The 24,903-nt window shown below is 52.0% G+C and carries 23 protein-coding genes and 3 tRNA genes; 19 read left to right on the top strand and 7 right to left on the bottom strand.

Annotated features, from left to right (window positions below):
• The first annotated feature begins 3 nt into the window (after positions 1-3).
• Positions 4-1,962 (top strand): threonine--tRNA ligase, encoded by a 1,959-nt coding sequence (gene thrS, locus G549_RS0105975; protein ID WP_027834264.1) that lies wholly within the window; start codon positions 4-6, stop codon positions 1,960-1,962.
• A gap of 2 nt (positions 1,963-1,964) precedes the next feature.
• On the opposite strand, the gene G549_RS0105970 is transcribed toward thrS, so the two are convergent.
• A complete protein-coding gene (locus G549_RS0105970; protein ID WP_027834263.1) occupies positions 1,965-2,474 on the bottom strand; it encodes a hypothetical protein in 510 nt (169 codons plus the stop codon).
• A 52-nt stretch (positions 2,475-2,526) separates the two neighbouring features.
• Positions 2,527-3,501, bottom strand: coding sequence for a hypothetical protein (locus G549_RS19210; protein ID WP_169449615.1), 975 nt, complete (start codon positions 3,499-3,501; stop codon positions 2,527-2,529).
• A 109-nt stretch (positions 3,502-3,610) separates the two neighbouring features.
• Between G549_RS19210 and G549_RS0105960 the strand changes: the two genes are divergently transcribed.
• The 3 genes from G549_RS0105960 (at position 3,611) to G549_RS0105950 (ending at position 6,383) form a co-directional block, all read left to right on the top strand.
• Positions 3,611-4,189, top strand: coding sequence for a nitroreductase family protein (locus G549_RS0105960; protein WP_027834262.1), 579 nt, complete (start codon positions 3,611-3,613; stop codon positions 4,187-4,189).
• A gap of 65 nt (positions 4,190-4,254) precedes the next feature.
• On the top strand, positions 4,255-5,079 hold the full coding sequence (locus G549_RS19205; RefSeq protein ID WP_051213489.1) for a lysozyme family protein: 825 nt from the start codon (positions 4,255-4,257) through the stop codon (positions 5,077-5,079).
• Positions 5,080-5,174: 95 nt separating this feature from the next.
• Positions 5,175-6,383 carry a DUF2336 domain-containing protein gene (locus tag G549_RS0105950; RefSeq protein WP_027834261.1) on the top strand — a complete coding sequence of 403 codons (1,209 nt, stop codon included), beginning with the start codon at positions 5,175-5,177 and terminating at the stop codon, positions 6,381-6,383.
• 4 nt (positions 6,384-6,387) lie between these two features.
• On the opposite strand, the gene G549_RS0105945 is transcribed toward G549_RS0105950, so the two are convergent.
• Positions 6,388-7,164, bottom strand: coding sequence for an NAD kinase (locus G549_RS0105945; RefSeq protein ID WP_027834260.1), 777 nt, complete (start codon positions 7,162-7,164; stop codon positions 6,388-6,390).
• 181 nt (positions 7,165-7,345) lie between these two features.
• Here G549_RS0105945 and G549_RS0105940 point away from each other — a divergent pair.
• The 3 genes from G549_RS0105940 (at position 7,346) to G549_RS0105930 (ending at position 10,408) form a co-directional block, all read left to right on the top strand.
• Positions 7,346-7,421, top strand: a tRNA-Thr gene (locus G549_RS0105940).
• Positions 7,422-7,688: 267 nt separating this feature from the next.
• Positions 7,689-9,050: a carboxylate--amine ligase gene (locus G549_RS0105935; RefSeq protein WP_027834259.1), complete on the top strand. Its 1,362-nt coding sequence runs from the start codon at positions 7,689-7,691 to the stop codon at positions 9,048-9,050.
• Between the two features lie 14 nt (positions 9,051-9,064).
• Positions 9,065-10,408, top strand: coding sequence for an oligosaccharide flippase family protein (locus tag G549_RS0105930; RefSeq protein ID WP_084634029.1), 1,344 nt, complete (start codon positions 9,065-9,067; stop codon positions 10,406-10,408).
• Between the two features lie 59 nt (positions 10,409-10,467).
• On the opposite strand, the gene G549_RS0105925 is transcribed toward G549_RS0105930, so the two are convergent.
• The 3 genes from G549_RS0105925 to rlmB all read right to left on the bottom strand — a co-directional run bounded on the left by G549_RS0105925 (position 10,468) and on the right by rlmB (position 13,154).
• Complete coding sequence (locus tag G549_RS0105925; protein WP_027834257.1) at positions 10,468-11,187, bottom strand: polyamine aminopropyltransferase; 720 nt, start codon at positions 11,185-11,187, stop codon at positions 10,468-10,470.
• Positions 11,188-11,274: 87 nt separating this feature from the next.
• On the bottom strand, positions 11,275-12,345 hold the full coding sequence (locus G549_RS0105920; RefSeq protein ID WP_036221571.1) for a serine hydrolase domain-containing protein: 1,071 nt from the start codon (positions 12,343-12,345) through the stop codon (positions 11,275-11,277).
• A 41-nt stretch (positions 12,346-12,386) separates the two neighbouring features.
• Positions 12,387-13,154 carry a 23S rRNA (guanosine(2251)-2'-O)-methyltransferase RlmB gene (rlmB, locus tag G549_RS0105915; protein ID WP_051213649.1) on the bottom strand — a complete coding sequence of 256 codons (768 nt, stop codon included), beginning with the start codon at positions 13,152-13,154 and terminating at the stop codon, positions 12,387-12,389.
• A 209-nt stretch (positions 13,155-13,363) separates the two neighbouring features.
• On the opposite strand from rlmB, the gene G549_RS0105910 reads away from it, so the two are divergent.
• The 8 genes from G549_RS0105910 to G549_RS0105870 all read left to right on the top strand — a co-directional run bounded on the left by G549_RS0105910 (position 13,364) and on the right by G549_RS0105870 (position 20,781).
• Positions 13,364-13,448, top strand: a tRNA-Tyr gene (locus tag G549_RS0105910).
• Between the two features lie 13 nt (positions 13,449-13,461).
• Positions 13,462-13,535 (top strand) — tRNA-Gly (locus tag G549_RS0105905).
• A 222-nt stretch (positions 13,536-13,757) separates the two neighbouring features.
• The gene (locus G549_RS0105900) at positions 13,758-15,218 is read left to right on the top strand and encodes a GGDEF domain-containing protein (protein ID WP_027834254.1); all 1,461 of its coding nucleotides are present in this window, start codon (positions 13,758-13,760) and stop codon (positions 15,216-15,218) included.
• A gap of 301 nt (positions 15,219-15,519) precedes the next feature.
• Complete coding sequence (locus G549_RS0105895; protein WP_027834253.1) at positions 15,520-17,166, top strand: tetratricopeptide repeat-containing diguanylate cyclase; 1,647 nt, start codon at positions 15,520-15,522, stop codon at positions 17,164-17,166.
• Between the two features lie 73 nt (positions 17,167-17,239).
• The gene (locus G549_RS0105890) at positions 17,240-18,250 is read left to right on the top strand and encodes an alpha/beta hydrolase (protein WP_027834252.1); all 1,011 of its coding nucleotides are present in this window, start codon (positions 17,240-17,242) and stop codon (positions 18,248-18,250) included.
• A gap of 126 nt (positions 18,251-18,376) precedes the next feature.
• The gene (locus G549_RS0105885; RefSeq protein WP_027834251.1) at positions 18,377-19,000 is read left to right on the top strand and encodes a DUF2239 family protein; all 624 of its coding nucleotides are present in this window, start codon (positions 18,377-18,379) and stop codon (positions 18,998-19,000) included.
• Entirely contained in the window at positions 18,997-20,385 is a 1,389-nt protein-coding gene (locus tag G549_RS0105880; RefSeq protein ID WP_027834250.1) for an MATE family efflux transporter, read from the top strand. Before G549_RS0105885 ends, G549_RS0105880 begins: the two co-directional genes overlap by 4 nt.
• An 81-nt stretch (positions 20,386-20,466) precedes the next feature.
• On the top strand, positions 20,467-20,781 hold the full coding sequence (locus tag G549_RS0105870) for a TraR/DksA family transcriptional regulator (protein WP_027834249.1): 315 nt from the start codon (positions 20,467-20,469) through the stop codon (positions 20,779-20,781).
• Positions 20,782-20,785: 4 nt separating this feature from the next.
• Here G549_RS0105870 and G549_RS0105865 read toward each other — a convergent pair whose 3' ends face one another.
• Positions 20,786-21,388, bottom strand: a complete 603-nt coding sequence (locus tag G549_RS0105865; protein ID WP_027834248.1) for a recombinase family protein — start codon at positions 21,386-21,388, stop codon at positions 20,786-20,788.
• 284 nt (positions 21,389-21,672) lie between these two features.
• Between G549_RS0105865 and G549_RS0105860 the strand changes: the two genes are divergently transcribed.
• From G549_RS0105860 to G549_RS19200, 4 genes are all read left to right on the top strand, one after another.
• Positions 21,673-22,362: a hypothetical protein gene (locus G549_RS0105860; protein WP_027834247.1), complete on the top strand. Its 690-nt coding sequence runs from the start codon at positions 21,673-21,675 to the stop codon at positions 22,360-22,362.
• Positions 22,363-22,496: 134 nt separating this feature from the next.
• Entirely contained in the window at positions 22,497-23,318 is an 822-nt protein-coding gene (locus tag G549_RS0105855) for an RNase A-like domain-containing protein (RefSeq protein ID WP_027834246.1), read from the top strand.
• Positions 23,319-23,473: 155 nt separating this feature from the next.
• A complete protein-coding gene (locus tag G549_RS0105850) occupies positions 23,474-24,418 on the top strand; it encodes a nucleoside hydrolase (RefSeq protein WP_027834245.1) in 945 nt (314 codons plus the stop codon).
• Between the two features lie 184 nt (positions 24,419-24,602).
• Positions 24,603-24,903, top strand: a 301-nt coding sequence (locus G549_RS19200; protein ID WP_036221567.1) for a GTP-binding protein, incomplete at its 3' end; no start/stop codon positions are given.

Genomic DNA, 24,903 nt, shown 5'->3' with positions numbered 1-24,903 from the left:
ATCATGGTCAATGTGTCGTTTCCTGATGGTGCAGTTCGAGAATATCCTCGCGGTACCACCGGCACCACGATTGTTGAATCTATTTCAAAGTCATTGGCGAAAAAAACCGTTGCCATGCGCGTCGATGGCGTGCTGACCGATCTTTCTGACCCGTTTGAGCAGGATGGGGCGATTGAGTTTGTGCAGCGCGATGATGAAGCTGCGCTGGAATTGATCCGCCACGATTGTGCACACGTGTTGGCTGAGGCCGTGCAAGAGCTGTGGCCGGACACTCAAGTGACCATCGGCCCGGTAATTGAAAATGGCTTTTATTACGACTTTGCACGTGATCAGCATTTTACCGAGCAAGATTTTGAAGCCATTGAGAAGAAAATGGCTCAAATTATCGAGCGCGGTGCGGAGTTCACCAAGGAAGTTTGGGACCGCGAGGAAGCCAAGCGCGTTTTTGCGGCCAAAGGCGAAGATTATAAAGTCGAGCTGATCGATGCCATTCCTGGCGATGAAGACCTGAAAATCTATAAGCAAGGTCAATGGTTTGACTTGTGCCGTGGTCCGCATATGCGCAGCACCAAAGATGTTGGTGTGGCCTTTAAACTGACCAAAGTGGCTGGTGCCTATTGGCGCGGGGACAGCAACAACAAGATGTTGTCGCGCATTTATGGCACTGCTTGGGCCAACCCAAAGCAACTCAAAGCCTATTTGCACATGATCGAAGAAGCTGAAAAGCGCGATCACCGCAAGCTGGGTAAAGAGCTTGACCTTTTCCATTTGCAGGAAGAGGCGCAGGGGTCGGTGTTCTGGCATCCAAAAGGCTTTAACATCTATAATCAGATGGAAAGCTATATTCGTCGCAAGGTGAATGCTGCTGGTTATAAAGAGATCAAGACCCCGCAGCTGATGGACAGCAAATTGTGGGAAAAATCTGGCCACTGGAGCAAGTTCCGTGAGGACATGTTTGTGGTGCCGGATTTGGAATTTGCCTCTGATGCTGAACAGTTGGATGTGGCGCCTGATTCCAAACTGATGGCGTTGAAGCCGATGAACTGCCCTGCGCATATTCAGGTCTTCAATCAGGGCATCAAATCCTATCGCGATTTGCCATTGCGTTTTGCTGAGTTTGGCTGCTGCCACCGGAATGAAGCGCATGGTGCGTTGCACGGGCTGATGCGCGTGCGGCAAATGACGCAAGATGATGGTCATGTGTTCTGTCGTGAAGATCAAATCACTTCAGAAACTGAAGCCTTTTGTGCGTTGCTCGATTCTGTCTATGAGGATTTGGGCTTTACCGAAGTCAAAATCTTGTTGGCGACACGCCCTGACACGCGGGCGGGTAGCGATGAGACCTGGGATCAAGCTGAAAAAGGCCTGGGCGATGCGTTGCGGGCAACTGGCCGCGAGTTTGAGATCGCCGAAGGTGAGGGCGCCTTTTATGGACCTAAGCTCGAGTTCCATTTGAAAGATGCTATTGGTCGGTCTTGGCAGTGTGGCACCTTGCAGCTCGACTTCGTTCTGCCTGAGCGTTTGGACGCCTCTTACATAGCTGAAGATGGCTCGCGCCAACGCCCGGTGATGTTGCACCGCGCAGTGCTTGGCACGTTGGAGCGCTTTATCGGCATTTTGATCGAAAACCATGCTGGCCGTATGCCGATGTGGTTGGCCCCGACCCAGGCGGTTGTTGCGACCATCATCTCAGATGTTGATCCTGCGGCCATGAAGGTTGTTGAAAAGCTGAAAGCGGCGGGCCTTCGGGTTGAGACCGATTTCCGCAATGAAAAGATCAACTATAAGGTGCGCGAGCATTCGACCCAGAAAGTGCCAGCCATTCTTGTGCTTGGTGAGCGCGAAGCCGAAGAAGGCACGGTCTCCATTCGTCGCCTCGGCGAAAAAGGGCAAAAGGTCGTCAGCGTCGACGAGGCGGTCGCGGCCCTGGCCAAAGAGGCAACGCCGCCTGATTTGGCATAGTTTTATAGAGCGGCGCGTAGTTTTTGAGCTTTTGCTTCAGAATATGCGCCGCTTTCTACAGCCAAAACTTTCCCCGTACGATCGATCACCACAGCATAGATTTGATTGGTTGGCCCCAATCCCAGATTTGCTCTAAACCGCGACACATTTGTGTAAAGTGTGATGGTTTTGGCGCGCGTTGCTTGTGATGGAATGCCAGAGCGCATGCCATTTTGAATAAAGCCACCAGCAAGACGCAGTGCCGAAGGCAAAACTGGCAATTCATAAAACTTTGCTTGACCATTTTGCTCCAGTTGCTCCGCAAAAGGCAGCCATGTGTTGACGTCGGTTTGCTGCTCCTGCTCGAAAGCAATGAACAGCAGGGAGCGGTTCGCGGCGAAATCCTGCGGCAGGGTAACAGCCCGCTCATTCAGGTCTTTGGATGCGATGGTCGGGAATTGTTGCGCCAGAACAGGTGTGGCGATCGCAAAGAAACTGAGCAGGGTTGCTAGAAACAGGTGGCGTGTGCGCATTGTCTTCTCCATAGGTTGAGAAGGATACGCACATGCATCGATCTTGGATCGACTATTGCGTTATAATTTCGATTTCGCGCGGCAGGCCAGGCAACACTTCGAATTCGCGGTTGAACACTCGGTCGCCCAGTCGGGCCAGCAAAATATATTCACCTTGCGCCAAAACGGTGGCCGGAAATGCAGTTGCTTCCTCATAAACGGTTTCGCCCGAAGGGGTTTTCACAATCCAGCTTGTATCAGCAATCGCCTCGCCACCTGGCTCTGAGACCAGCTTAAAGGTGACTTGGGCGGCTTTGTGATAAAGCGTAGCTTCGGTGAGCTGGCCGGGGCGGACCTGCAAATCAGCCTTAGCAGTGGCATTGATGCTGCCGAAATAAGAGGTGACCGAATAGGTGCCGGAGTTCAGGTGCAAAAGTTGATTTGGCTGGACGGCTCGGGCAACCAGCACGGATTGTCCTTCGGCGTCACGGGTGTGGACGTTGAAGCGCAAAAAACGGTCCGGGATATTGATGTCGCCAGAAATGGCGGCATTCAGCTTTAAACCACCGACATCGAGGATGATATCGAGTTGATTCGGGCCGGGCTCTACAGTCACCGTGTCTGAGGCTTGGGCACGCCCATAGGCGGCGTGCACCACATATTGCCCAGGGGACAGGCTAAAGATTGCAGGGGTTTCTTCCGACTTGTCGAGAAGCTCCAACTCCCCATTTGCGTTGGGTGTTGTGCTGTAGACCCGCCACACGATCCCTTGCGGAATGATTTCACCATCTTCCGCGATTTTCGCGGCGATGGTGACGGGTTGCGGTTTGCCGGGTTTTGGCACGTTGGTGACGACCGGAACTGATGTGCCCGTTGCCGCGGGCTGCTCGTCAGGTGTTGTTTCACCGCTGTCGCCAATGTCTGCAGGGCGAGGGGGAGGCACTGGCGCACTCTCCTGGCCGAATGCGGGCGCAGTTGATCCTAACAGACCGATGGCAAGGAGCATTGAGGCTGCCCAATGGGCGGGGAGGCGATGAATCGTGACCATAAGTGCACTTTAGCTCAGATTTCGTTCAAATTTTGGCAATGCATATTCAGATTAGGCATTAGCTATGACATAAGTGCAATTGGTTTACAAAGACACTAAGGAAAAGCCGATGCCGCAACATGACGCGCTGATTGATTATTTGAAAAACCGTCGTTCTGTCACCGCCCCATTTTTGACCAATCCCGGCCCAACCGTGGCCGAGTTGGACCAGATCGTGGAAATAGGTGCACGTGTGCCGGATCATGGCAAGATCGTGCCGTGGCGAATGGTGGTTTATCAAGGTGCAATGCGCGAGATCGTTGGGGAAAAGCTGGCGGATATTTGGCAGCAGAAGCACCCTGAAGCTGATGATGAAACTCTAGAGGTTGAACGTAAGCGATTTTTGCCTGCGCCGCTGACGATTGGGGTTTTGGCGCGACCACAAAAACACCCAAAAGTGCCCGAGTTGGAGCAATTGCTCTCCGCAGGTTGCGTGTGCTTCAATTTGGTTCATGCCGCACACGCCCATGGCTATGCGGCACATTGGGTGACGCGCTGGTTTAGTTTTGACGCGGATGCCGCGACCATGTTGGGCGCTGGGGCCGATGAGCAGTTTGTTGGATTTGTACACATTGGTACGCCAGAGGTGGCACCGCAGGAGCGTGATCGCCCAAGATTGAAGGATGTGGTGAGCTATTGGCACGAATAATTGGGCAAATGGCAGCAAGTTTGCTATGATTAATGTGTTGTAAATATTCGTTTTAGGGGGCGAACATGCCCAAAGTTGACGCAAATAGCCTGCCGCCGGAGCTGACCCGTGCGTTGACGCGCGCTGGCGACAAAAACGGCGTTGATTTCGGCTATTTGCTTCAAACGGCCATGCGTGAGAGCTCCCTCAATCCAGAAGCGCGCGCCGCAACATCATCGGCTGTGGGGCTATTCCAGTTCTTGGAAGGCACTTGGCTGGAGGTGATTAAGGAAGAAGGGCCCAAGCTGGGCTATGGCGATCTGGCTGAAAAGATCGCCCGCACAGATCGCGGGTATGAGGTGAAAAATCCGCAGGAAAAAGCCGGGATTTTGGCGCTGCGCGAAGATCCGGAAATGGCTGCCGATTTGGCTGCGGCCTTTACCCGCCGCAATGGGGAATATCTCAAAGACAAATTTGGCCGAATGCCCAGCCCCGGTGAATTATATATCGCCCACTTTTTGGGTGCAGGCGGGGCACAGAAGCTATTTGAACTCGGGTTGGAACAACCAAACGCGATTGCGGCTGAGCATTTTCAAGCACAGGCAAAAGCAAATCGTCCAATCTTTTATAATGGCGACCAGCCGCGCACCATTAAGCAGGTTTATCAAGTGTTGGTGCGACACCACGCGCCGGAAAATGCGGACCAAGCCGCCGCGACCCAATTCGCGGCGCAGCAGATGGCGCTGGATAATCAGGGGCCATTTTCTGTACGGCAACCCGCCAGCCTGGTGAACCCGTTTGAATCGCTTTATCGCGCCACAGGGGTGCCCTCAACCAATGCATATGCACCCACCGAAGCGGGGGCAGGCAAGGGAAAGCAGAGCTTTTTCAGCTCGTTCTATAAGAAATAGCCGTTGAAAGCCGTCACCTTATTTATGGTGAACGGTTCTTTAATTCTTGCACGATATTTTGATCTCCAGTGTATGAGTTCATAAGGGTAAGTTGCGTGCTTGGTTATCAAGATTATCTTGATCTTTCTCAATCACCCCATGCTGAAGAGCGGGGGCAGGCGGCGCGCATTGCCGCGCGTGCCTATCTTGATCACGACGGGCCGGCAGATGAACATGCGGCCCTATACGCGGCTGTGCTGAGCTTTCTTGATGATACTAGTGTGAAGGTGCGTGCGGCACTGGCTTATGAGTTGCTGCATTCAGATTATGCGCCACGACCTGTGATGTTTGCGCTGGCCCAGGATGACCCGATCATCGCCACGGCGATTGTTCAATATTCGCCCGTGCTGCGCGAAGTGGATTTGAATGTATTGGTCAAAGCCGGGGATGAGGCGGTTTTGCTGTCAATTGCCGGGCGCGCCAGCCTTTCACCAAGATTGATTGCCGAACTTTTGGCAAAACATTGCCGTGCGGTTGATCTGCGGTTGATTGAAAGCAATGGTGAGTTGCTCTCTGAGAGCAGCATGTTGGAACTTTGTGACCGATGGGCTGACGATGCGGAAATGCGTGGTGCCTTGCTCCGTCATGTCGATTTGCCTGCTGCTGGTCGATATTTATTGACCGAACAGGTGGCAGAGGATCTCGCTGCCTCTCGCTATGTGAAGGGTGCGATACAGCCTGTGCGCTTGGCCCGGCTGATGCGCGATCTGGTGGATGATGCGACCACTTATATCGGTGATGATATCGCTGATAAGAGCGCATATGCCTATATTGAGGCTCTTGTGGAGAGTGGTCGCCTTACACCGCGACTATTGATCCAATCCTATTTGGTTGGTCGACACATGTTCTTCTCGTCATGTTTGGCACAATTGGCGAAGATGCCTGCGCATAAGGCCAGCTCAATTTTAGCGAAGGGCTCTCGCCGCGGGATGTTTGCCCTGTTCATGAAATGCGGATTTGAAGCGCCGTTGAGCAATTTGATGTGCCGTCTGGTGACGGTTGGGCGTGCGCATGATCTGGCTGTCGATCAGGCCGCGCGACACTTTGTTGTGTCGCAACTGATCACGGCGCTGATCGATGAACATGATGGTGACTTACCTGATGTGTTGGTGCCGCTCTTCGCATATCTCAATGAAATGAACGTGACGCTGGCCCGCAATGCGGCCCGCGGTGTCATGGCCACATTCTGTGATCGGGCGCCACAAGAGGCGCGCTTGGCCGTGACACGATTAAGAGGTGAGGCCCTCGCGTTACCCGCGGCCTAAACTGCTAATAGCCAAACTGTTCGTTCAACACTCGTTCGTCCAAGCTGTGGCCTGGATCGAACAGGAGAGTGACCTTGTGGCTGCGGTCTTCTTTGATGGACACTTTCGTGATCTTTTTAAACGGCTTGCTGTCGGCCACCGCGTTGACCGGGCGTTTATCCACTTCGTGAGGAATAAGGGTCACTTCCGCACGATTTGACAGAATCGCGCCGCGCCAGCGCCGTGGGCGGAATGGCGAAATGGGGGTGAGGGCCAATAGCGGAGAATCGATGGGCAGAATTGGACCGTGAGCTGACAGATTGTAAGCTGTAGACCCGGCAGGGGTTGCGACAAGAATGCCATCGCAGACCAACTCGTCCAACCGTGTTTTGCCATCAATAAGAATTTGCAATTTGGCCGCCTGGTAAGATGAGCGCAACAGCGACACTTCGTTTAAGGCCAGCGCTTCGTGGGTTTCGCCTTCTTTGGTGGTGACCTGCATGCGCAAAGGGTGGATGTCCGATTGCTCGGCGGCATGGAGTCTATCGCGCAAATTTTCTGTATGAAATTCGTTCATCAAAAAGCCGATGGAGCCAAAATTCATGCCATAGACGGGGATATTACGGTCCATCACCCGGTGCAAAGTTTCCAGCATCAAGCCATCGCCACCCAAAGCGACAATGATATCGGCGTCGTCAAATTCGCAATTGCCATAAAGAACAACCAGTTCCTGCAAGGCGGCCTTGGATTGATCAGAGCCGTTGGAAATAAAGCAGATCTTTTCAAATTTATTTCGGGTCACGGCTGATGATCCTTGCCAGTGCTGTTCAGAAGCTGACCTATTGATTGCATACTCTTGGGACCAAGTGGAAGTCCAATTCGGTGAAAAACACATTGTTTCTCTTAGACTTCTGAAATTTCGAAAAATTTTTGAAAAATCAGTCTTGCGCAAACTAAAATTGGGTGCTAGCAAGCGCCTCGGAGCCGGTTTAGCTCAGTTGGTAGAGCAACTGATTTGTAATCAGTGGGTCGGGAGTTCAAGTCTCTCAACCGGCACCATTTTCTCCACATTGATCATATTCAGTTCCAGCGTGAATGCGTCGTGCTTTGTCCGACATTTTTGTGTGTTGCTTCGGTGTGTGCGTTCTTAACCTTAATCGTCAATATTTAATGCTTTCCTTTGCTTCAAAGGCTAGATTGTAACTGGTTTTCGCTCCATCTGTGGACTGGGTGGCGTGAAATCGAGCTAGAACAAGTAGTTGTTCTTTCTAGTTATTTAACTCGTTTGTGATCTTTTGGTCGCGAGCGTGGACAGAGGTGTGTTGGATGTCAGGGAATAAAGTGCCGCAAAAAGGAAAAAGGCAAACGCGTGTGTTGCTGATTGGCGATGATATGCGCTCCTTTTTGGCGAGCGCACGTTCACTTGGCCGCCTTGGCGTGGAGATACATGCCGCACCTTTTGACTGGCACGCGCCAGCTTTGGCGTCGAAATACATCAAGCAAGTGCACTATTTGCCGCGCGTGGGCAGTTGGACCAAAAGCTGGTTGAGTTCCATTCAGGGACTGCAAGAAAAGCACAAATATGACCTGGTCATTCCATGTTGTGAACGATCATTGCTGCCGCTTTATGCGCAGCGCGACAGGCTGTCGGGCGTGAAGATTGCTCACCCCGGTGATCTGGCGATGACCCAATTCTTCGACAAAATCGAAACCCGTGATCTGGCGAACAGCCTCGATATCGCGGTGGCAAAGGGCGAGGCCGTAGATTCGGGCAGCCGTGCGGACTTGTTGGTTGAGCGATATGGCTTGCCGCTAATGCTGAAGGCGCGTCGTTCTTATTCCGCGCAGAGCCTTGAGGTGCGGGGCGATGTGGTGGCGATTAAGTCCAAGGCCGCGCTTGAACGTGCGCTTGCGGCGATCGACGATGAGAACGCCTACTTTGTTGAGCAAATTTTCCCACAAGCTGGAGAGGCGTCTGGCCTAGGGGTGTCCGTGGCAGCGCGCGACGGGAAAATTATCAGTGCATTCCAGCATCGGCGCATTACAGAAAAGCCAGGTGGTGGTTCCAGTTCAGTGCGCATCAGTGAGGCGCTGGACGCTGACCTGTTGGATGCAGTTACGCGCCTTTCTGAGGCTGTGCGTTTAAATGGCTTGGCAATGTATGAATTTCGGCAGTCTGTCGATAGTGGCGAATGGGTGCTGCTTGAGGTGAATGCGCGGCCATGGGGGTCAATGCCTTTACCACTGGCGCTCGGCATTGATTTTCCTGCGATGTTTTTGGATGTCAATTTGCCGGAGAATCGCGTTTTTAAAACTGATTACCGGGAAGGTATTGTTGGCCGAAACCTGATGTTGTCGTTGATCCATTATATGGAAGACAAAGAGCGGTCGAATCGATATTTCCCCTTGTTCGCCATTTCAGAAACGCTCAAACATATGTGGCGTTGTGCACGTCGTGTTGAGGTCTCTGATAGTTTTGTTTGGGATGATTTGCGGCCAGCACTATTTGAATATGTGGCGTTGGGCGGTCGGTTTTTGCGGCGCAGCAAATGGTTTAAACAAGGCAAGCCTGAGCGGCGGGTTTTGCCATCGCGGCGTGACGACCAACAATATGTTAGCCTTGGTGTTGAGCATCAACTTGATTCTCAATTTGACAAACAGCCGGAAAAAGACCGCAAGGTTAGCTAAAGGGCGATAGTTTATTGGCACTCGCGCGCGCCTTTTCAAAATTTAGAACAACATCCGGATTTGCTTCGATTGCGACCCTTGGGGTGCGCTTGGGTGGGGCAGGGATCGGATTCTTGTCGCACATTGCTTTGGCGCGCTTGATCGAGCCAGCTCAGTATGGCGTTTACGTTTTTGCTTGGACCATCATCGTGCTGCTGGGGACGTTCTCTGGCATTGGGTTGCCTGTTGCGGCAACCAAATTTGTCGCGACATACCAAGATCAGCAAAAGCAAAGCCATCTCAGTCTTTTTACCCGTTATGCCGCTATTGTAGGCTTGCTTGTGGCGTTTTTAGCGACTTGCCTCATGTTTGCGGTTAGTTTTTTTGCGCCTGAGCATATTGTTGAACCTATCTTCCGCCCAGCCTTATTGATTGGCGCATTTTGCATTCCGCTCTTCACATTGACAGAAGTTGGGAAGGGCGTTGCGCGTGGATTTGGCCGAAATGTTGTCGCTTATGCGCCAGCATATCTATTTCGTCCGATTCTCATCCTTCTAGGGGTAGCCGTACTGATATTAAGCGGGTGGACGCTAAATGCTGTGCATCTGGTCTACATTTCCCTCATTGCGCTTTTGCTGCCGCTTTTATGGCAATGGTCATTTATGCGCGGCACGCTTAGCGCGTGCACCGAGCAGGCGCCGCGTGAAGTGGGGTTAAACCGGGTTTGGTTGATGACGGCGCTGCCGCTGACGGCGGTTGAGGCCTATAATCTATTGCTGGCCAACACAGATATACTGGTGCTCAAATTCTATGTGACGCCTGCGGATTTGGCGGTCTATTTTGTGGGCACCAAAATCGCTGCTTTGCTCAGTTTTGTGACATTTGCGATCAGCGCCAGTGCTGGAAAACCTATCGCCGCCGCTTTTGGACGGGGCGATATGGATAAGGTGCGCCAGTTGACGCACCATTTTGCCAATCTCGCCTTTTGGCCGACATTAGCCGGCTTCGTTGTTTTGCTTATCGGCGGTGGGGTGCTGCTCTCTTTGTTTGGCCCGGTATATGCGGATGCCTATTTGCCCATGATCATTTTGGCATTTGGCGTGTTGCTGCAAAGTTTCACCGCGGCAGCCAAATATTGCATGGCGATGACCGGGGGGCAAAAACAGATGTCAGTCGTTTTGGTCGCGACGCTCGGCCTCAATTTATTGCTCAATCTTGCGCTTGTGCCGCCCTTCGGCATTGTTGGGGCCGCGACAGCAACGGTGTTGGCAACATTGGTGTCGATCATTGCCTTGTTGGTCTTGATTAAGAGGCAGATGGGGTTCTGGGCGATCTCAAATGGTGTGCCGACAAAACTGAACCTTACGTCAGACGCCTAGCTTCACGCTGCGTTGAATCAATACATGAAAATATTCGAATAAGAGATTGTGTATAAATCTTATTCCGCGGCTGTGCGTGCCAGATAAACGGTCTGCTCAAAAGCCTGGCCGGTGACTTTGTTGCTAAAGTGCACAGGCTCTGCCCAGACTGAGGCGAAGACAGTGCTTAAGCGATCAACGAACCGCTGGTCGGTTGCATCGTTTGACCAAAGGCCGAATATGCCGCCAGGTTTGATGTGTCTCGAGAGGGCGCGTAGACCCTCGGGTTGGTAAAAGCTGTCGCTGCGGTCATCAAGCAAATTGTCGGGCGCATGATCAATATCCGCAAGGATTGCATCAAAGCGGCGATTGAGCTGTTCGGGGTCAAAACCGTTGCCTGCGGCCATGGCGAAAAAGTCGCCTGCGATCAGCCTTGTGCGGGTATCACCGGACACTCTCCTGCCCATCGGTAGGATGCCTGATTTGTGCCACTCAATGACGGGCGGCAAATAGTCGACCACCAACAGGTTCGCCACATTCTCGTTCTCTAAAACCGCTTCAGCCGTATAGCCGAGCCCCAAACCGCCCACCACGATGTCGAGTTTCTCGCCCTCACAAGCCGCCGTGCCTTGGGCGCCCAGTGCAACTTCTGAATCGGTGAAAAGGCTGGTCATCAGATATTCGTCGCCCAGCATGATCTCATACACATCGATATTGAGCGCAGGGTCGTGGCGTCGTCGTAGGCTAAGCGGGCCGATGGGGGTGGGGCAGTAGTCTAGTTCTTCGAAAAGTCGGCTCATATCATGGTCGCTATTGGCGCGACCGCCTTTCAGCTTCGGTACACGTCTGGCGATAAGCCAAGTGTGTGTTTGATGGGTAGGTATAGCCTACCGGGAGGTGATTTCAAAAAGCATATCCGCTGCCACGCCCAAAAAATAAGATTCGTTGATGGGATTTCCATTGATCAGCAAGACCAAGGTCGCGTCGTGTTCTGGATCATGACGCTCAAAAGATTCGTACCCCTCATAGGCACCAGAATGACCAAGCCAAACGCCCCATCTATCGCTTTCTATGCCTATACCCAGCCCATAGCTGGGATTTGATGGTGAGCCGGTGCGCATTTGAGCCAGCATGTCTGGCGTCAATATGGATTGTGATTCAAACAATACCCGCAAAAATCGCCCCAAATCTGCAGCAGTGGTGACCACGGGGCCATCGCCAAGTGTGCTGGCCCAAGCCATCTGGCTCGCATCGGCGCCAGAGATGTCATAGCCGTGCGCTAGGTTCTTTTCCCTCGCATTGGCGCCAACCGTGCTTGCCGTCATCCCGGCGTTGCGAAAGATATGTTTTTCTAACGACTGTTCGAGGCTGCCATCCAGCTGAGCTAAAATATGGCCCAGCAATACATAGTTGGTGTTGGTATACTCAAAATCTGTACCCGGCGCGAATGCGGCAGGCTCGTCATAAGCAAATGTAAGCGCTTCGGCTGGTGACCAGCGTTTGATGGGGATGGCCATGCTCTCGTCAATAAAATCATCGGTCAAATATTCGGCCAAACCAGATGTATGTTGGAGCAACTGGCGGATGGTAACCTGATCCGCATTCTCGAGTTGTTCAATGTTGTCCAAGTCTTTGATGTGGGGCCAGGCGCGGCCATCCAACTGTAATTTGCCCCGCTCTGCGTGGCGCAGAATGGCCGCTGCGGTCATCATTTTGCCGGAAGAGGCAATATAGAATCGCGTTTTAGCCGTGGTTTCAATCTGCTTGTCCCGATCCGCATACCCAACCGATACTTCGAAGGTTGTCCCGTCCACATGGGCCCAGAATGCGGCGCCTTCGACCTGTTGCTCGGCCAAGAACTGGTTCAGTTTTTCCTCGATCAGTTCCGATTGTGCGAAAGCGGGAAATGCTAGAAGGAGAGCCACAAGGGCAAGAAGCAATCGTCCAAATGCAGCCATTGGCTTTTCGCCTTTGCTTTGTTTGCGCCTCAACGTGTTTATTATGAAGTTGCGGCAAACAAGGCGATTGCCGCTGCATTTGAAACGTTGAGCGATTTGATCGGCCCGGGCATATCCAGCTTGACCATTTGGTCGCACAGGTCGCGCGTACGCTGGCGCAGGCCCTTATTTTCAGCGCCCAGGACAATCGCAAGTTTCTCTGACTTAAGGTCTGGGGTGAGGGCGGTTTCTGCCTCCGAATCGAACCCAAGGCAGGTGAAACCATGATTTTGAAGTTCTTGGATGGCGTTGCCGAGATTTTTCACCTCAATCAGTGAGGTGTAATCAAGGGCGCCGGATGCGGACTTGGCCAAAACACCGGTTTCCTGCGGCGCAAAGCGCATAGTGGTGATCACCGCGTCTGCCCCGAAGGCGCAGGCTGTACGCAGGATGGCGCCAACATTGTGCGGATCGGTGATTTGGTCCAGCACCACAACCAGTGATTTTTCGTGCAAATCCTTTAGTGCATCGCGCTCAATCGGTTTGACGTGCAGGGCAACGCCTTGGTGCACCGCGTCAGTGCCCAGCATTTCATCCAGCTTTTTCGGTGTGACGTCTTTGACCTTGACCGAAATGTTCGCGCCCGCCTCTTCCAATTTGGAAATGGCATTGGGTGTCGCATAAAGCGTGTGTTTGAAGCGATTGGTGTTGGCCAGCGCGGCGATAACCGGGTGCAGCCCATAAATGTAGAGCTGCCCATCATCAGCGGGGAGGCGCTTGTTGGGGCGTTTCTTATAAGTTTTCGGGTCAAAGCGTTTTTTCTGGTTCATAAATATGGCGTAGCGATTTTGTGGCTTTGGGTCCAGCAACAATCGCACAGATTGGGCGAGGGGAAGAGGAAAACTTCACTTAAGTGGAAAGAACCATAAAAAAACAACAGATTGGGTGTTGACAGAAGCGGGCTTGGTGACCATAAATCGCGCCGTTGGTTTCGTCACGAAATTGACAAGACTCTTTCTTCAAGAGTGCTGAAATGCTTGGAGGGGTGGGTGAGTGGTTAATACCACCAGACTGTAAATCTGGCGCCTTAGGCTACACTGGTTCGAATCCAGTCCCCTCCACCATTCAGCTTGCGTTGCGGGTATAGCACAATGGTAGTGCAGCAGCCTTCCAAGCTGAATATGCGGGTTCGATTCCCGCTACCCGCTCCAAACTCCCTTACAGATGTAGTGCTGCTTTTGTGCCGTTCAGTTTTCGTTGAAACGCTTGTTGCGTTCGCGCCGCGTCAAATATTTGTTGGACGTTTATGCGCAAGTGCACCAGTCGGCACCGCGCATGTCCAGCTATTGTTAAGTCTTTAACAACCAGTTTGCTTAGCCAAAGATTCAAGGTTGCCACCCTATAGTGCCGCCAAATTGGTATCGGGGGTGAGCATGTTTATTGGTAATCTTGTGCGGAAGTTTAATCTTGCGATGGGTATTTATGCCATCAGCGGATTGATTGTCTTGGCGTTCGCCTTTTCCAACTTTTACATTTTGAATGTTGCTGGAAACGTTGCCAATAAGGTGCAGTGGGATGGCGAAAGCCACCTTGTGCGCAATGAAGTGCTCTTACAAGAACAGTATAGCGCATCGGTGCAAGCTGAGGTCTCTTACTGGGATGACGCTGTTGAGGCGGTTTATGGTGACGAAATTGACTTGGAATTCGTCGAGGACGAAATGCAGGAATGGTTTTGGGAAGACAATGATGTGCCTCAAGCCGCGCTGGTTGATGAAAATGGGATGCCGCAACTGTTCATTTTTGAAGGGGAGCTGATGGCGCCAACCGACGCGCAAGCATTGATTGACGCCCAGCAAGATTTGATCGTTGAGGCGCGTGACCGCTATTTTGCGTTGCGGAAGGCGCGTGGTGACGGTTTTGCCACCTTTGGTGACCCGATCTATGGGGACAAGCCGCTTTACGCCGCAGATTACCGTATTGTTGAGGGACAGGTCGGCATTGTTGTGGCGCAGGCTGTTGTGCCAGATTTTGAGCTTGCTGTTCCCGACGGCAACCCTAGAATTCTGTTGACCTTTGATACGCTATCTACTGAGCTATTTGGTGATATTTCCGCGCAACTCGGATTGAATGACTTTAACATTCAGCCTGCGAGCAGCGCTTCGCCGCAGGCGACGGCGCTTGTGATTGGGGGATCAGCTGAAACGCCGATGGTGGCCACCTGGAATGTGGCCCAACCGTCACAAACCATTTGGAACCATGTTTTGCCTGTTTTCTTGTCTATCCTGGGTGCGATTGCGGTGGGGCTAGGTGCGATCGCGCTGCTCTATGGGCGTGTGGCACACCAAGTGCAGACAAGCGAGGCTAAGAACCGTTTTCTGGCCCAGCATGATGCATTGACTGGTTTGCCCAACCGTTTGCAGTTCGACAATGAGTTGGATGTGATCATTGCGGAAGGGGCATTAGATCGTTGTGCGATTTTGTGCATGGATCTGGATAAGTTCAAACTTGTAAACGACACCTACGGACATCCGGCCGGTGATGCGGTGATTCGAACGGTTGCAGGACGAGTTGCAGATATTATCGGTGATAAAGGCATGGCCGCACGCGTGGGCGGTGACGAGTTCATTATTCTTTTGCGCGATGGCTTGGACGAAGAAAGCGTGATGATGCTTTGTGACAACCTTATCGATAGCGTTTGTCAGGATGTAGTGTTCGACAATGGCCGAGCAGCGGTTGGCGCCAGCATTGGCGTTGCGTGGTGGCCCGATGATGCAATGACGGCGAAGACCGTGATCCGCAGTGCGGACGAGGCGCTCTATCGGGCGAAGTCCAATGGTCGTGGCCAAGCTTGCCACGCTGCTCGCAAGGATGATGATTTGGCGGCAACCGCCTAAATCACGACTTGGTGTTGGCGTGTTAAGTTGTATGTGGGTTAATTAATCCTTTCAGATTTTTTCGCCCACCATTGATCGAGTGCGCTTTTCTAACCCATTGTAATATATGGTAGAAAAGAAATTGCCATTGTGACTATTCCATTTTTAATAACTGGGTTTATTAAAAATGGAGGTTCTTGGCCTATCCCATCACTTCAGAACGAGAAGAGCGCGGCGATGTACCGTGCCATAGGCGTATTTTTAAGCAGTTGTTTATTGACATGCGATACGTTTAAGGGAGTGAAATTGGAGCAATTATCTCATGAGTGCACAGCGGACTACTCAGGTTGAGATTGATCAAATACTTGCAGATGCACTTGAATACGGCCAGATAGGCGATTTTCAAAACGCGCTTGAGCTGGCGCAGCAAGCTTTTGCGATGGCAGCAGACGGTGCCCATGAAGACGCATTTTGCGATGCGGGCATCCAGTGCGCGATGGCGCTCGGCTGGCTTGGACGTTCCGAAGAAGCGATTGAATATGTTCAGCGCATTTTGCAGCGCGTTGTGAAGCGTGGCGATCAGGTGCGGGAAGCGCGGGCGCGTGCCGTTTACGCCAACGTGTTGATTGAGATGGGCCTGGATTCCGAGTGTTATGAAGAAGCGTCTCGGGCAGCGTCCATGGCAACCGAGCCGGAGCAGACAGATGTTTTGCTCAAGGCGATGGATTTACAAGCCATTACATTGATCTTCGGCGATAAATTTGAAGCGGCGGCAGCGATGCTCGACGAAGCGATCATGATTGCTGATCGGTTTAACTTGCCGCGCGTTACCGCAACATTGGTGCTTCACTTGGGTCTCTTAAATACCCGCATTGGCGAAATCATGCTGGAGCAGGGTGACACAGCGGGACATAAGGCGAAGCTCAAAAAAGGCCTCGAGCAGACAAGAGAATCGATCGAGTTGGCGCATGCCTCGGGCAATAAACGGGTTGAGCTTGTTGGCTCGGCCAATCTTGCTGAGTTCATGGCGGACTTTGGTCGCTTTGAGGAGGCGGATCGCTGGATCGAACACTGGTACAGCTTGAGCGATATTGCGACACCGGGGAACTGGGTGCATCTCTATTATACGGTGTGCGACCTTGAACAGAAGCGTGGCAATATTGAAGCCGCGTTGGAGGCTGGCCAAAAAGCCATTGAGACAGCCAAGAATATTTCGTCCGCAGACAATTATGCAAATGCAATGCGGCGATTGTGCAATGCGTATGAAGCAGCTGGGGACTTTAAGTCCGCTTTGGCGATGCATAAGACATTCCATAATGAATATCGGCGTCGCACGGCAGAAAAGGGCCATTGGCAGGGCAAGGTTGACGAGCTCAATCGAGAAATGGAGCGGGTTAAATCGCTGCTGCAAGATGCATCTAGCGATATGGAGCGGTTGAAAGAGGAAGCAATGACCGATCCGTTGACCGGGCTGTCCAACCGCCGCGCATTTGATCAGCATATGGATATGCTGTCGAACCGCCAAAATGCAAAATATGCCATTGCGGTGCTCGATCTGGACCATTTTAAAGCGGTAAATGACGCATTTTCGCATGTATTGGGCGATGAAGTGCTGCGCAATGTTGCAAAGTGCTTGATCAATGGCTGCCGCGGCACAGATCTTATTTGCCGCATCGGTGGCGAAGAATTTGCCTTGATCCTGAAAAGTTCCACGCCCACTCAGATTTATAATGTGTGCGAACGGTTGCGTGCCGCTGTTGAGCAGTTTGATTGGGCAGATTTGGCGCAAGGTTTGGAGATGACCGCAAGCATTGGTGTGGCGCATGCCGAGCCGGGTTTGTCCCCGGCAGAGGTGTTTGCGAAAGCGGATAACCGTTTGTTTTATGCAAAGGCAAAGGGCCGCAACCGGGTTGTCACCAGCATTTCAGCGCTTGAGCGCGATGTGCATGAGCTTAAAGTGGTGGGCTAAAACCGCCGCGGTGGTTGTAGTTTGACCTTGGATTGATAGGATTGCCTGAATTCTCTCAATCCAAGGTTTTTTTATGCCCTACAACAAGACGACACCAGACGGTAATTTCTTCCGTCTTACGATCCAGTCCGACGCATTAGCCGAGAACATGTTGGGCGATGCAGATCACCGCGATGTTCTGGTTTATGTGCCTTTTGGCCATGATGGCAAAGACCTCCCCTTACTCGTTGATTTGGCTGGCTTTACCGGCAGCGGTTTGGCGCACGCAAATTGGCGAAACTTTGGCGAGAGCCTCCCGCATCGATTGGATCGCTTGATTGCTGAAGGTGAATTGCCCCCGGTGGTCGTGGCCATGCCAGACGGTTTTACCGGGCTTGGTGGCAACCAGTATGTGAACTCCAAAGCGATGGGGCGCTGGGAAGACTTTTTGATCGAGAATATGTTGCCTGCAATTGAAGATAAGTTCGGATGCGGCGGGGAAGGTCGTCGCGGTCTGTTTGGTCGCTCGTCAGGCGGCTATGGGGCGATGTATCATGCGTTGAAATATCCTGATGTGTGGTCAGTGGCAGGGGTTTATTCGGCAGATATGGGGTTCGATCGGATATTCTTGCCGGATATGCCCAAAGTGTTGCGGGCGTTGGCACCACATGAGATGAGCTTTGAGAAGTTCCTGAAAAGCTTCGAGAAGGGGCCACATTATAAATCAGACGATATTCATGCGCTGATGTTGTTGGCCATGGGGGCAAGTTATGATCCTGATCCGGATGCGTATTGCGGGGTGAGCCTGCCTGTAGACCTGCATACCTGCGAGTTGGATTCTGAAAAGTGGGCCGCTTGGGCTGCTTACGATCCGATTGTGATGCTTGAGGAATATGGGAATAATCTGAAAAAGCTCAAAATGCTGTGGATCGAGTGTGGCGATCAGGATCGATTCAATATGGTCTATCCGGCACGGCAGATGCACAAATTGCTCAAGAAGGGTGGCATTAAGCACACCTATGAAGAATTCCCCGACGATCATTTTTCGCTCGATTATCGTTATGATAAATCGTTGCCGCAATTGGTGAAGGCGCTAAATAGCTGAGAAATATATATGAATTCATCAAGGTCGCTTCGGCGGCCTTGTTTTTTGCATTTTAAAATTTTACCCGGGTAATATTGACTCTTTTAAATTACCCGGGTAAAACGCTGCCAACGAAAGGAACATGTGATGTATTATTCACCTGACGAATTGTGCGCGGCTTTTGTCGGCTCGGAGCTGATTGCTACTGGCGAGTTTGCTGAAGTGGTGCACGAAGTGAAGCGCCACCATGATGCCCATCCAAATGATCTGATTTTGATCTTCGACCACAAGAATTCACGTCCGATTGAGGTGGATTTGCGTGGCAGCATGGAGGAGGTGTTTGAACGCCTCGAAAAGCAAAAAAAGCCGCTCGAGCCAAAAGTGAAGGTCAAAAAACCGGGGCGTCCGAAGTTGGGTGTGGTGAGCAAGGAAGTGACCTTACTGCCCAAACATTGGGAGTGGTTGGGGCAGCAACGGGGTGGGGCGTCTGTCACCCTTCGCCGGTTGGTGGGCGAGGCCATGAAAGCGGCTGACCCGCTTGCGGCCCAACGTAGCGCTCAACAATCGACCTATCGCTTGATGACAGCGGTGGCCGGGGACCTGCCGAATTATGAAGACGCCATTCGGGCGCTTTTCGCGGCCGAAAAGGACGATTTTTTCAATATTATTGCGGACTGGCCCGAAGGGTTGAAGCACCACATTGTGCAAATCTCTGAGGTGGCATTTGACCCTTCTTTGGCGTCCGAAACCCAAGAAAGTGAGTCAAAATGACTACGCAAGCTATTGAAGATAATAAATATTTGACGCAGCCGATGGGTAAGTTGTTTGTGGCAACAGCCGCGCCCATCGTTTTGATTATGGCGGTGAATGGGCTGTTTAACTTGGTGGATGCCTACTTTTTGGGCGTTTATGTCGGGGCGGCGGCGCTGACCGCGGTTACAATGATGTTTCCGCTGCAGATGCTGATTATTGCCATGAGCAATATGATCTCGAATGGCTTCGCTTCAATCGTGGCGCGTCGATTTGGTGCCAATGATTTGCACGGGGCAGCGCAGAGCTTTGCAGTTGCCATCATTCTGGGCATTGGCATGGCGGCTTTGTTGATGGCGTTCTTCGTGTTTGGCGGCGAGCGCTTGGTCGCTTGGGTCACCGAGGGCAATGATGAATTGGCCCGCATGGCGTGGACCTATATGTCGATCTTGATGTTCACCTCGCCTTTATTGTTCATCCTCTCCGTGCAATTTGATGCGTTGCGGAGTGAGGGCAAGATGGGCGTGATGGCACTGATGTCGATTGGTGTGACCCTATTCAACATGATCTTCAACTATATCTTCATTGCCCTTTGGGGCTGGGGTGTTGCGGGGTCTGCTTGGGGAACCGTGGCCGCGCAATTGCTGGCATTGGTGTTGCTGATGGGTTTTCGCTTGCGGGGCGGATCCAAGTTGGGCTTCAGCCTACCGCCGCGGTCGGTATTTGTGAAATTGGTCAAAGAAAATCTGGCCCTGGGCGCACCGCTCAGCTTGAATTTCCTTTCCATTTCGCTCGTCGCCGGCATGGTGGTGGCCATGTTGAAGGCCGTCGACACCGCCAATTATGAGGAATTGGTGGGGGCGTATGGGATCATTACCCGGTTGATGACCTTCTCATTCATGCCGCTGCTCGGGGTGTCTATGGCGTTCCAGTCTATTGTGGGCAACAATTATGGGGGGCAATTGCCAGAGCGGGTGAATGCGAGCATTCGCGTGGCTCTCACCATTGCGGTGCTATATGCCCTGACCATGGAAATCATCTTCATCACCCAGGCCAGCGCGATTGCGGATGTGTTTGTTGATGACGCGGCGATGATTGCGCAAGTTGCTCGGATTTTGCCGATCTTGGTGATGTTCTTTTTCATCGGGGCGCCGATCAATGTGCTCTCAGGCTATTTTCAGGCCATCGGCGATGCGAAGCGGGCTGCAATTTTGGGCCTCTCACGCAACTATTTGTTTGGCTTGCCGCTCCTGCTGATTATGCCGCGCTTTATGGGAGAATTGGGCGTTTGGGTGGCATCACCAGTGGGGGATGTGCTGATGTTTGGCTTGACCGTCATTGTGCTTCTTTCCATGCAACGCACACGCGGCTATCGCTTCGGCATGTTTTTACCTGTAAAAGCATAATGTATGCTGGGCTTGCGCCAGATCAATTTGGCGCAAGCCGTTTGATGGCAAACTTATTGTCATCCAAACAAGAGGTGACCTATGCGAGATATTGAGGCCTACAAACAAAAACTATTGGCGCGTCAAAGAGAGCTCGATGTGCGTTTGCACAATATCGAGGATCAATTGGACGACGAGCCGAGCCCTGATACAGAAGAGCGCGCGGTTGAGCGCGAGGATGATGAAATGCTCGAAGGGCTGGGCAATGCGGGCAAGGAAGAACTTGAACACATTGAACACGCGCTAACGCGCATTGAAAATGGCACCTTTGGCATTTGTGTCGAGTGTGGCGATGAGATTTCGGACGAGCGTCTCGAAGTCATCCCATACGCCACCAAATGCAAGAAATGCATGTAGGCAACTATCGGTCGGAAATGCCACCGGCTTTGTCCGCATGATTTTCATTTGCGGCATTGTGCTTCGCGATTGATCGATAGATGGTTGATCGACTGACGCCAAACTGGCGGGCGATTTTATGCATGGGCTGTCCCTCATTTGTTAGCTGTTGCGCCAACGCGATTTGCGCAGACGACAGCGATGAAGGGCGGCCCAAAGTTTTTCCGCGCAAATGTGCGACACGCATGCCTGCCTTTGTGCGTTCGGAGATGAGGGCGCGCTCAAACTCCGCCAATGCGCCCATCATATGAAACATCAAGGTTCCTGATGGAGTTGAAGTGTCAATCTGTTCGGTCAAGGATTGAAAGCCAGCGCCCAATGCCTCCAGCTCCTTGATCAATCCTAAGAGATCGGAGAGGGATCGGGATAATCGATCAAGCCGCCACACGATGATCTTGTCATCGCGGCGGAGCACGCTCAGCATCTGGTTGAGGGACGGGCGTGAAATCTCTTTTCCAGAAATACCTTCGTCCAAAAAAATGCGGTCACAGCCGCATTTCCTGAGTGCAGCAATTTGAAGATCTACGTTTTGCTCTCCGGTTGAAACGCGTGCATAGCCAAGCAGCATTGTGACCTCCCGTTAAGTATTGATTTTGCTTATAAAATGTTCTTGCTTTGTTCTAAAATGGTTCCCTTTTAAACCATGTGAACTGAACAATGTCAAGCGGCTAATAAGAATATTTTCCTATCAATTTTATCTATTTATGTGCGTGTTTGCTGGGTTAGCGAGGGCAGCTTGCGGCGTGCTTTATGCCTGTTTTCCTGCGGCGCCGTGTCGCGAAAAGGAACGCTTTAGAACAGTGAGTCGGTGGTCGGCTCACACTGAAGCGAAAAACCTTTAAGGAGACAATCATGTCTAACGATCCAGCCGCTCTCGGCACGCAATACTCACTGAAAGTGAACAACCAGAATTCGCTTCTGCAAACCTTTGTGCTGTTCCAAAAAATGCCCGTAACGTCGAAACCTTCAACGGACCCCATTTCCCTCGCATGGATTGTGGGCTCGGCAGCAGGCGGGAGCGTGAGCAACCCCAGCATCTCCCAGTTCAATTGGTTTATCGACTATTCAATCAATGCTGGCTATTTGCAGCAGGAAGGCACAAGCGCCAGTCCGCGTAAGTTCCAAACGGCAACCCAAATTCCGGTAAAGGTCGACGATACCAACCTTGTGAATGTGAGCTATGACGGGACGTTCCCGAACGGGGCGCCATATTTTGACGGCGTGCCGGGCAACACCACATCGGGCATCATCGCTGCCAATTCTGATGACAAAATTCCAACTAATGCGGCGGCAAGTTCCGCCCAAATGGATTTGGCATTGGGCATTGCAATGAACCGGAAGCCTGCTGTGTCCGTGCAGTTGCTGCCGAACATCGACTATGTGTTCACGCCGCACCCTGAATATTACATCATGTCCGCCAAATATAGCGAAGGCGATGTGATCGATATTGAGGAAACATCGCACGCTTACAAGGTGGAGTTTGATGGTGTTACCGACATCACGCTGAATTTCACCGAGCAGAACTTGTTCCAACAAGCATAGCGCGAGACGCAACGGCGGATTGCCATCCCAAGGTTAGACTCCTCCCCTGATCTAACACGGTGCGACCGCTGTGCAGGGTGGGGTGCGCGTGGCGCACCCCACTTTCTCCCCCAAACAAACTGAAGGACAGTAAAATGAAACATTTCATTCGTTTAAATCTGAGCGTTTTGATGCTCGCCTTGCTTGTGCCCTTGGCGCAGGCGCAATGCTTGCCCAACCCGTTTCCATTGGGCTGGCTGACTGCACAGGAGTTGGCTGGTGGGCATACGATTGCCCGCCATGTCGGCAAGACCGATGCGCAATTGGTCAATCGGCTAATTAACTCGCCCAATATCCAAAATGCCAGCACCTATACTGATCAACAAACAGCCGAACTGGCCATCACAGCCGGGCTGACGGGTGTGCGTGTTGCGGTCAATAATTGGGCCAACAATGCGCTGCATGGTCAGCGTCGGGTGGATAATTTTGTTGCAACAGCCATTGTTGGTCGTGTCGCCTATCGGCCAGCAAGTTTGCAAAATATTGTGAATTCGGATCGGTTGCGCACGGTGATCGAGGCTGATGGTCATGGGGGGTGTTTTCTTCTAACATCGTTTCCAACCATGCCACCCGCTGGTTCGAGCGCATTGAGTGAACATGAGGTTATGATGGGTAATGACGCAGCGCAGAAATATGCGGCATTGGCTGGATATTTGGCTGGGCAGTTTGCCGATAGCGATTTGGCGGGTCTTTCCGACGATGTCGCGGTGAAGTCTAGCCTGACCCATGTATCTGCCGAAGCGCATCGCTTGGTTTTGGCTCAAGGTGCCGATTTCCTGGCTGACCCAAAGCATGATCCACGACTAATTGAGGACTGGGCAAACCGTCGGTTCGGGACCCCAGATGGTGCCACACGTTGGCTTGCCTATGTGCTGGAAGAGCTCAGCGTCGCGTTGGATAGCATGTCGGCTGAGTAAGCTGAGTTGAGAAAAATGAATGGGCGGTCAAGCTGATTGGGTTGATCGCCCATTTTTATGATCATCGAAAGTGGGATTGCTGGGGGATATTGATAATCTGGCTTGACCGCAAATTATCTGCCGCGCATGGTCCGGGCGGCAATGGAGAATGATTTATGACTGATAAACGCCCTGTAATACTTGATTGTGATCCCGGACAAGACGATGCGCTGATGCTGTTTTTGGCGCTGAATGCGCCTGAGCTTGATGTGCTGGGCGTTGTAGCTGCCGGGGGCAATGTGCCGTTGACGCGCACGGAGATCAATTGCCGTATTCTGGTTGAAATGGCAGGCCGCAAGGATGTGCCGGTTTATGCTGGCTGCATGGGGCCGCTGGTGGAACCATTGTTCACGGCTGAATATGTTCATGGCGAGACAGGTATTGATGGCATCGAGTTTTTCGAGCCGAGCTTGCCAAAGCAAGACCAGCATGGCGTTGATTTTATCATCGATAGCTTGCGTGCGGCGGCGGATGACAGCGTTGAGATGGTGATCACCGGACCAATGACCAATTTGGCCATGGCGCTGAAAAAAGCACCGGATATTGCGAGCAAGATCATGCAGATTGCAATTATGGGCGGCGCCTCATTTGAAGCCGGGAACGTGACGCCGTCAGCTGAATTCAATATTTATGTGGATCCGCATGCGGCGGATATTGTGATGAAATGCGGTCGTCCGATCGCCATGTTTGGCTTGGACGTGACCCATAAAGTAATGACTAGCCCGGAAATTGTCGGCCGGTTGAATGCTTTGGGGAGCAGGGTCGCAAGATCTTGTGCCGGAATGCTTGAGTTTTTCGGGCAATATGATGCGGCGAAATATAGCGCTGAGGGCGGCCCATTGCATGATCCGTGCACGGTGGCTTGGATGTTGAAGCCGGATTTGTTCAAGTTAAAGCCCTGTCATATCGCCATTGAAACGCAAAGCGAATTGACCCGCGGCCACACGGCGGTTGATTTCTGGGGCGTGACGGGCAAGCCCGCAAATGCCCAATGGGCCTACGACGTGAACCGCGATCAATTCTTTGATTTTTTGATCGAACGCATCGGCAATTATAAGTAAAAAGCCGACGAAAACCCTGCGAAAATGGAGCAAAGTGGTTCGAATAGGCATTGGCGTTTAATAAGTTGAAAATTAGGGCTTTTGTCTTTGCAAAATTTGGGGTAATAGACGCAACGAATTCCGGCAGGGGACCTGTCCCGTGTTTATTAATTAGCCGGATGCTAAGCGAACGGAGATTATACGCATGGCGAAGGAAAAGTTTGAGCGGAACAAGCCGCACGTAAACATTGGGACTATTGGTCACGTTGACCATGGTAAGACGACCCTGACAGCAGCGATTACGAAAGTATTGTCTGAAGCGACAGGTGGTCAAGGCACAGCTTTTGACGAGATCGACAAAGCGCCAGAAGAAAAAGCACGTGGTATTACCATTTCCACAGCGCACGTTGAGTACGAAACAGACGGTCGCCACTATGCGCACGTTGATTGCCCAGGCCACGCTGACTATGTGAAAAACATGATCACTGGTGCGGCTCAGATGGATG

It is taken from the genome of Maritalea myrionectae DSM 19524, from assembly GCF_000423365.1.
GTDB classification, from domain to species: Bacteria; Pseudomonadota; Alphaproteobacteria; order Rhizobiales; family Devosiaceae; genus Maritalea; species Maritalea myrionectae.
The sequence above is the reverse complement of the archived record's forward strand: the minus strand, read 5'-3'. Positions and strand labels throughout refer to the sequence as shown.

Coding starts and splice junctions, on each gene's coding strand:
- G549_RS19205 (WP_051213489.1), top strand. CDS start 4,255: ATGCCCAAAGTTGACGCAAATAGCCTGCCGCCGGAGCTGACCCGTGCG.
- G549_RS0105880 (WP_027834250.1), top strand. CDS start 18,997: ATGACTACGCAAGCTATTGAAGATAATAAATATTTGACGCAGCCGATG.
- G549_RS0105900 (WP_027834254.1), top strand. CDS start 13,758: ATGTTTATTGGTAATCTTGTGCGGAAGTTTAATCTTGCGATGGGTATT.
- G549_RS0105920 (WP_036221571.1), bottom strand. CDS start 12,345: ATGGCTGCATTTGGACGATTGCTTCTTGCCCTTGTGGCTCTCCTTCTA.
- G549_RS0105855 (WP_027834246.1), top strand. CDS start 22,497: ATGAAACATTTCATTCGTTTAAATCTGAGCGTTTTGATGCTCGCCTTG.
- G549_RS0105925 (WP_027834257.1), bottom strand. CDS start 11,187: ATGAGCCGACTTTTCGAAGAACTAGACTACTGCCCCACCCCCATCGGC.
- G549_RS0105970 (WP_027834263.1), bottom strand. CDS start 2,474: ATGCGCACACGCCACCTGTTTCTAGCAACCCTGCTCAGTTTCTTTGCG.
- G549_RS0105895 (WP_027834253.1), top strand. CDS start 15,520: ATGAGTGCACAGCGGACTACTCAGGTTGAGATTGATCAAATACTTGCA.
- G549_RS0105850 (WP_027834245.1), top strand. CDS start 23,474: ATGACTGATAAACGCCCTGTAATACTTGATTGTGATCCCGGACAAGAC.
- G549_RS0105890 (WP_027834252.1), top strand. CDS start 17,240: ATGCCCTACAACAAGACGACACCAGACGGTAATTTCTTCCGTCTTACG.
- G549_RS0105860 (WP_027834247.1), top strand. CDS start 21,673: ATGTCTAACGATCCAGCCGCTCTCGGCACGCAATACTCACTGAAAGTG.
- G549_RS0105935 (WP_027834259.1), top strand. CDS start 7,689: ATGTCAGGGAATAAAGTGCCGCAAAAAGGAAAAAGGCAAACGCGTGTG.
- G549_RS0105960 (WP_027834262.1), top strand. CDS start 3,611: ATGCCGCAACATGACGCGCTGATTGATTATTTGAAAAACCGTCGTTCT.
- G549_RS0105870 (WP_027834249.1), top strand. CDS start 20,467: ATGCGAGATATTGAGGCCTACAAACAAAAACTATTGGCGCGTCAAAGA.
- G549_RS19210 (WP_169449615.1), bottom strand. CDS start 3,501: ATGGTCACGATTCATCGCCTCCCCGCCCATTGGGCAGCCTCAATGCTC.
- G549_RS0105885 (WP_027834251.1), top strand. CDS start 18,377: ATGTATTATTCACCTGACGAATTGTGCGCGGCTTTTGTCGGCTCGGAG.
- thrS (WP_027834264.1), top strand. CDS start 4: ATGGTCAATGTGTCGTTTCCTGATGGTGCAGTTCGAGAATATCCTCGC.
- G549_RS0105865 (WP_027834248.1), bottom strand. CDS start 21,388: ATGCTGCTTGGCTATGCACGCGTTTCAACCGGAGAGCAAAACGTAGAT.
- rlmB (WP_051213649.1), bottom strand. CDS start 13,154: ATGAACCAGAAAAAACGCTTTGACCCGAAAACTTATAAGAAACGCCCC.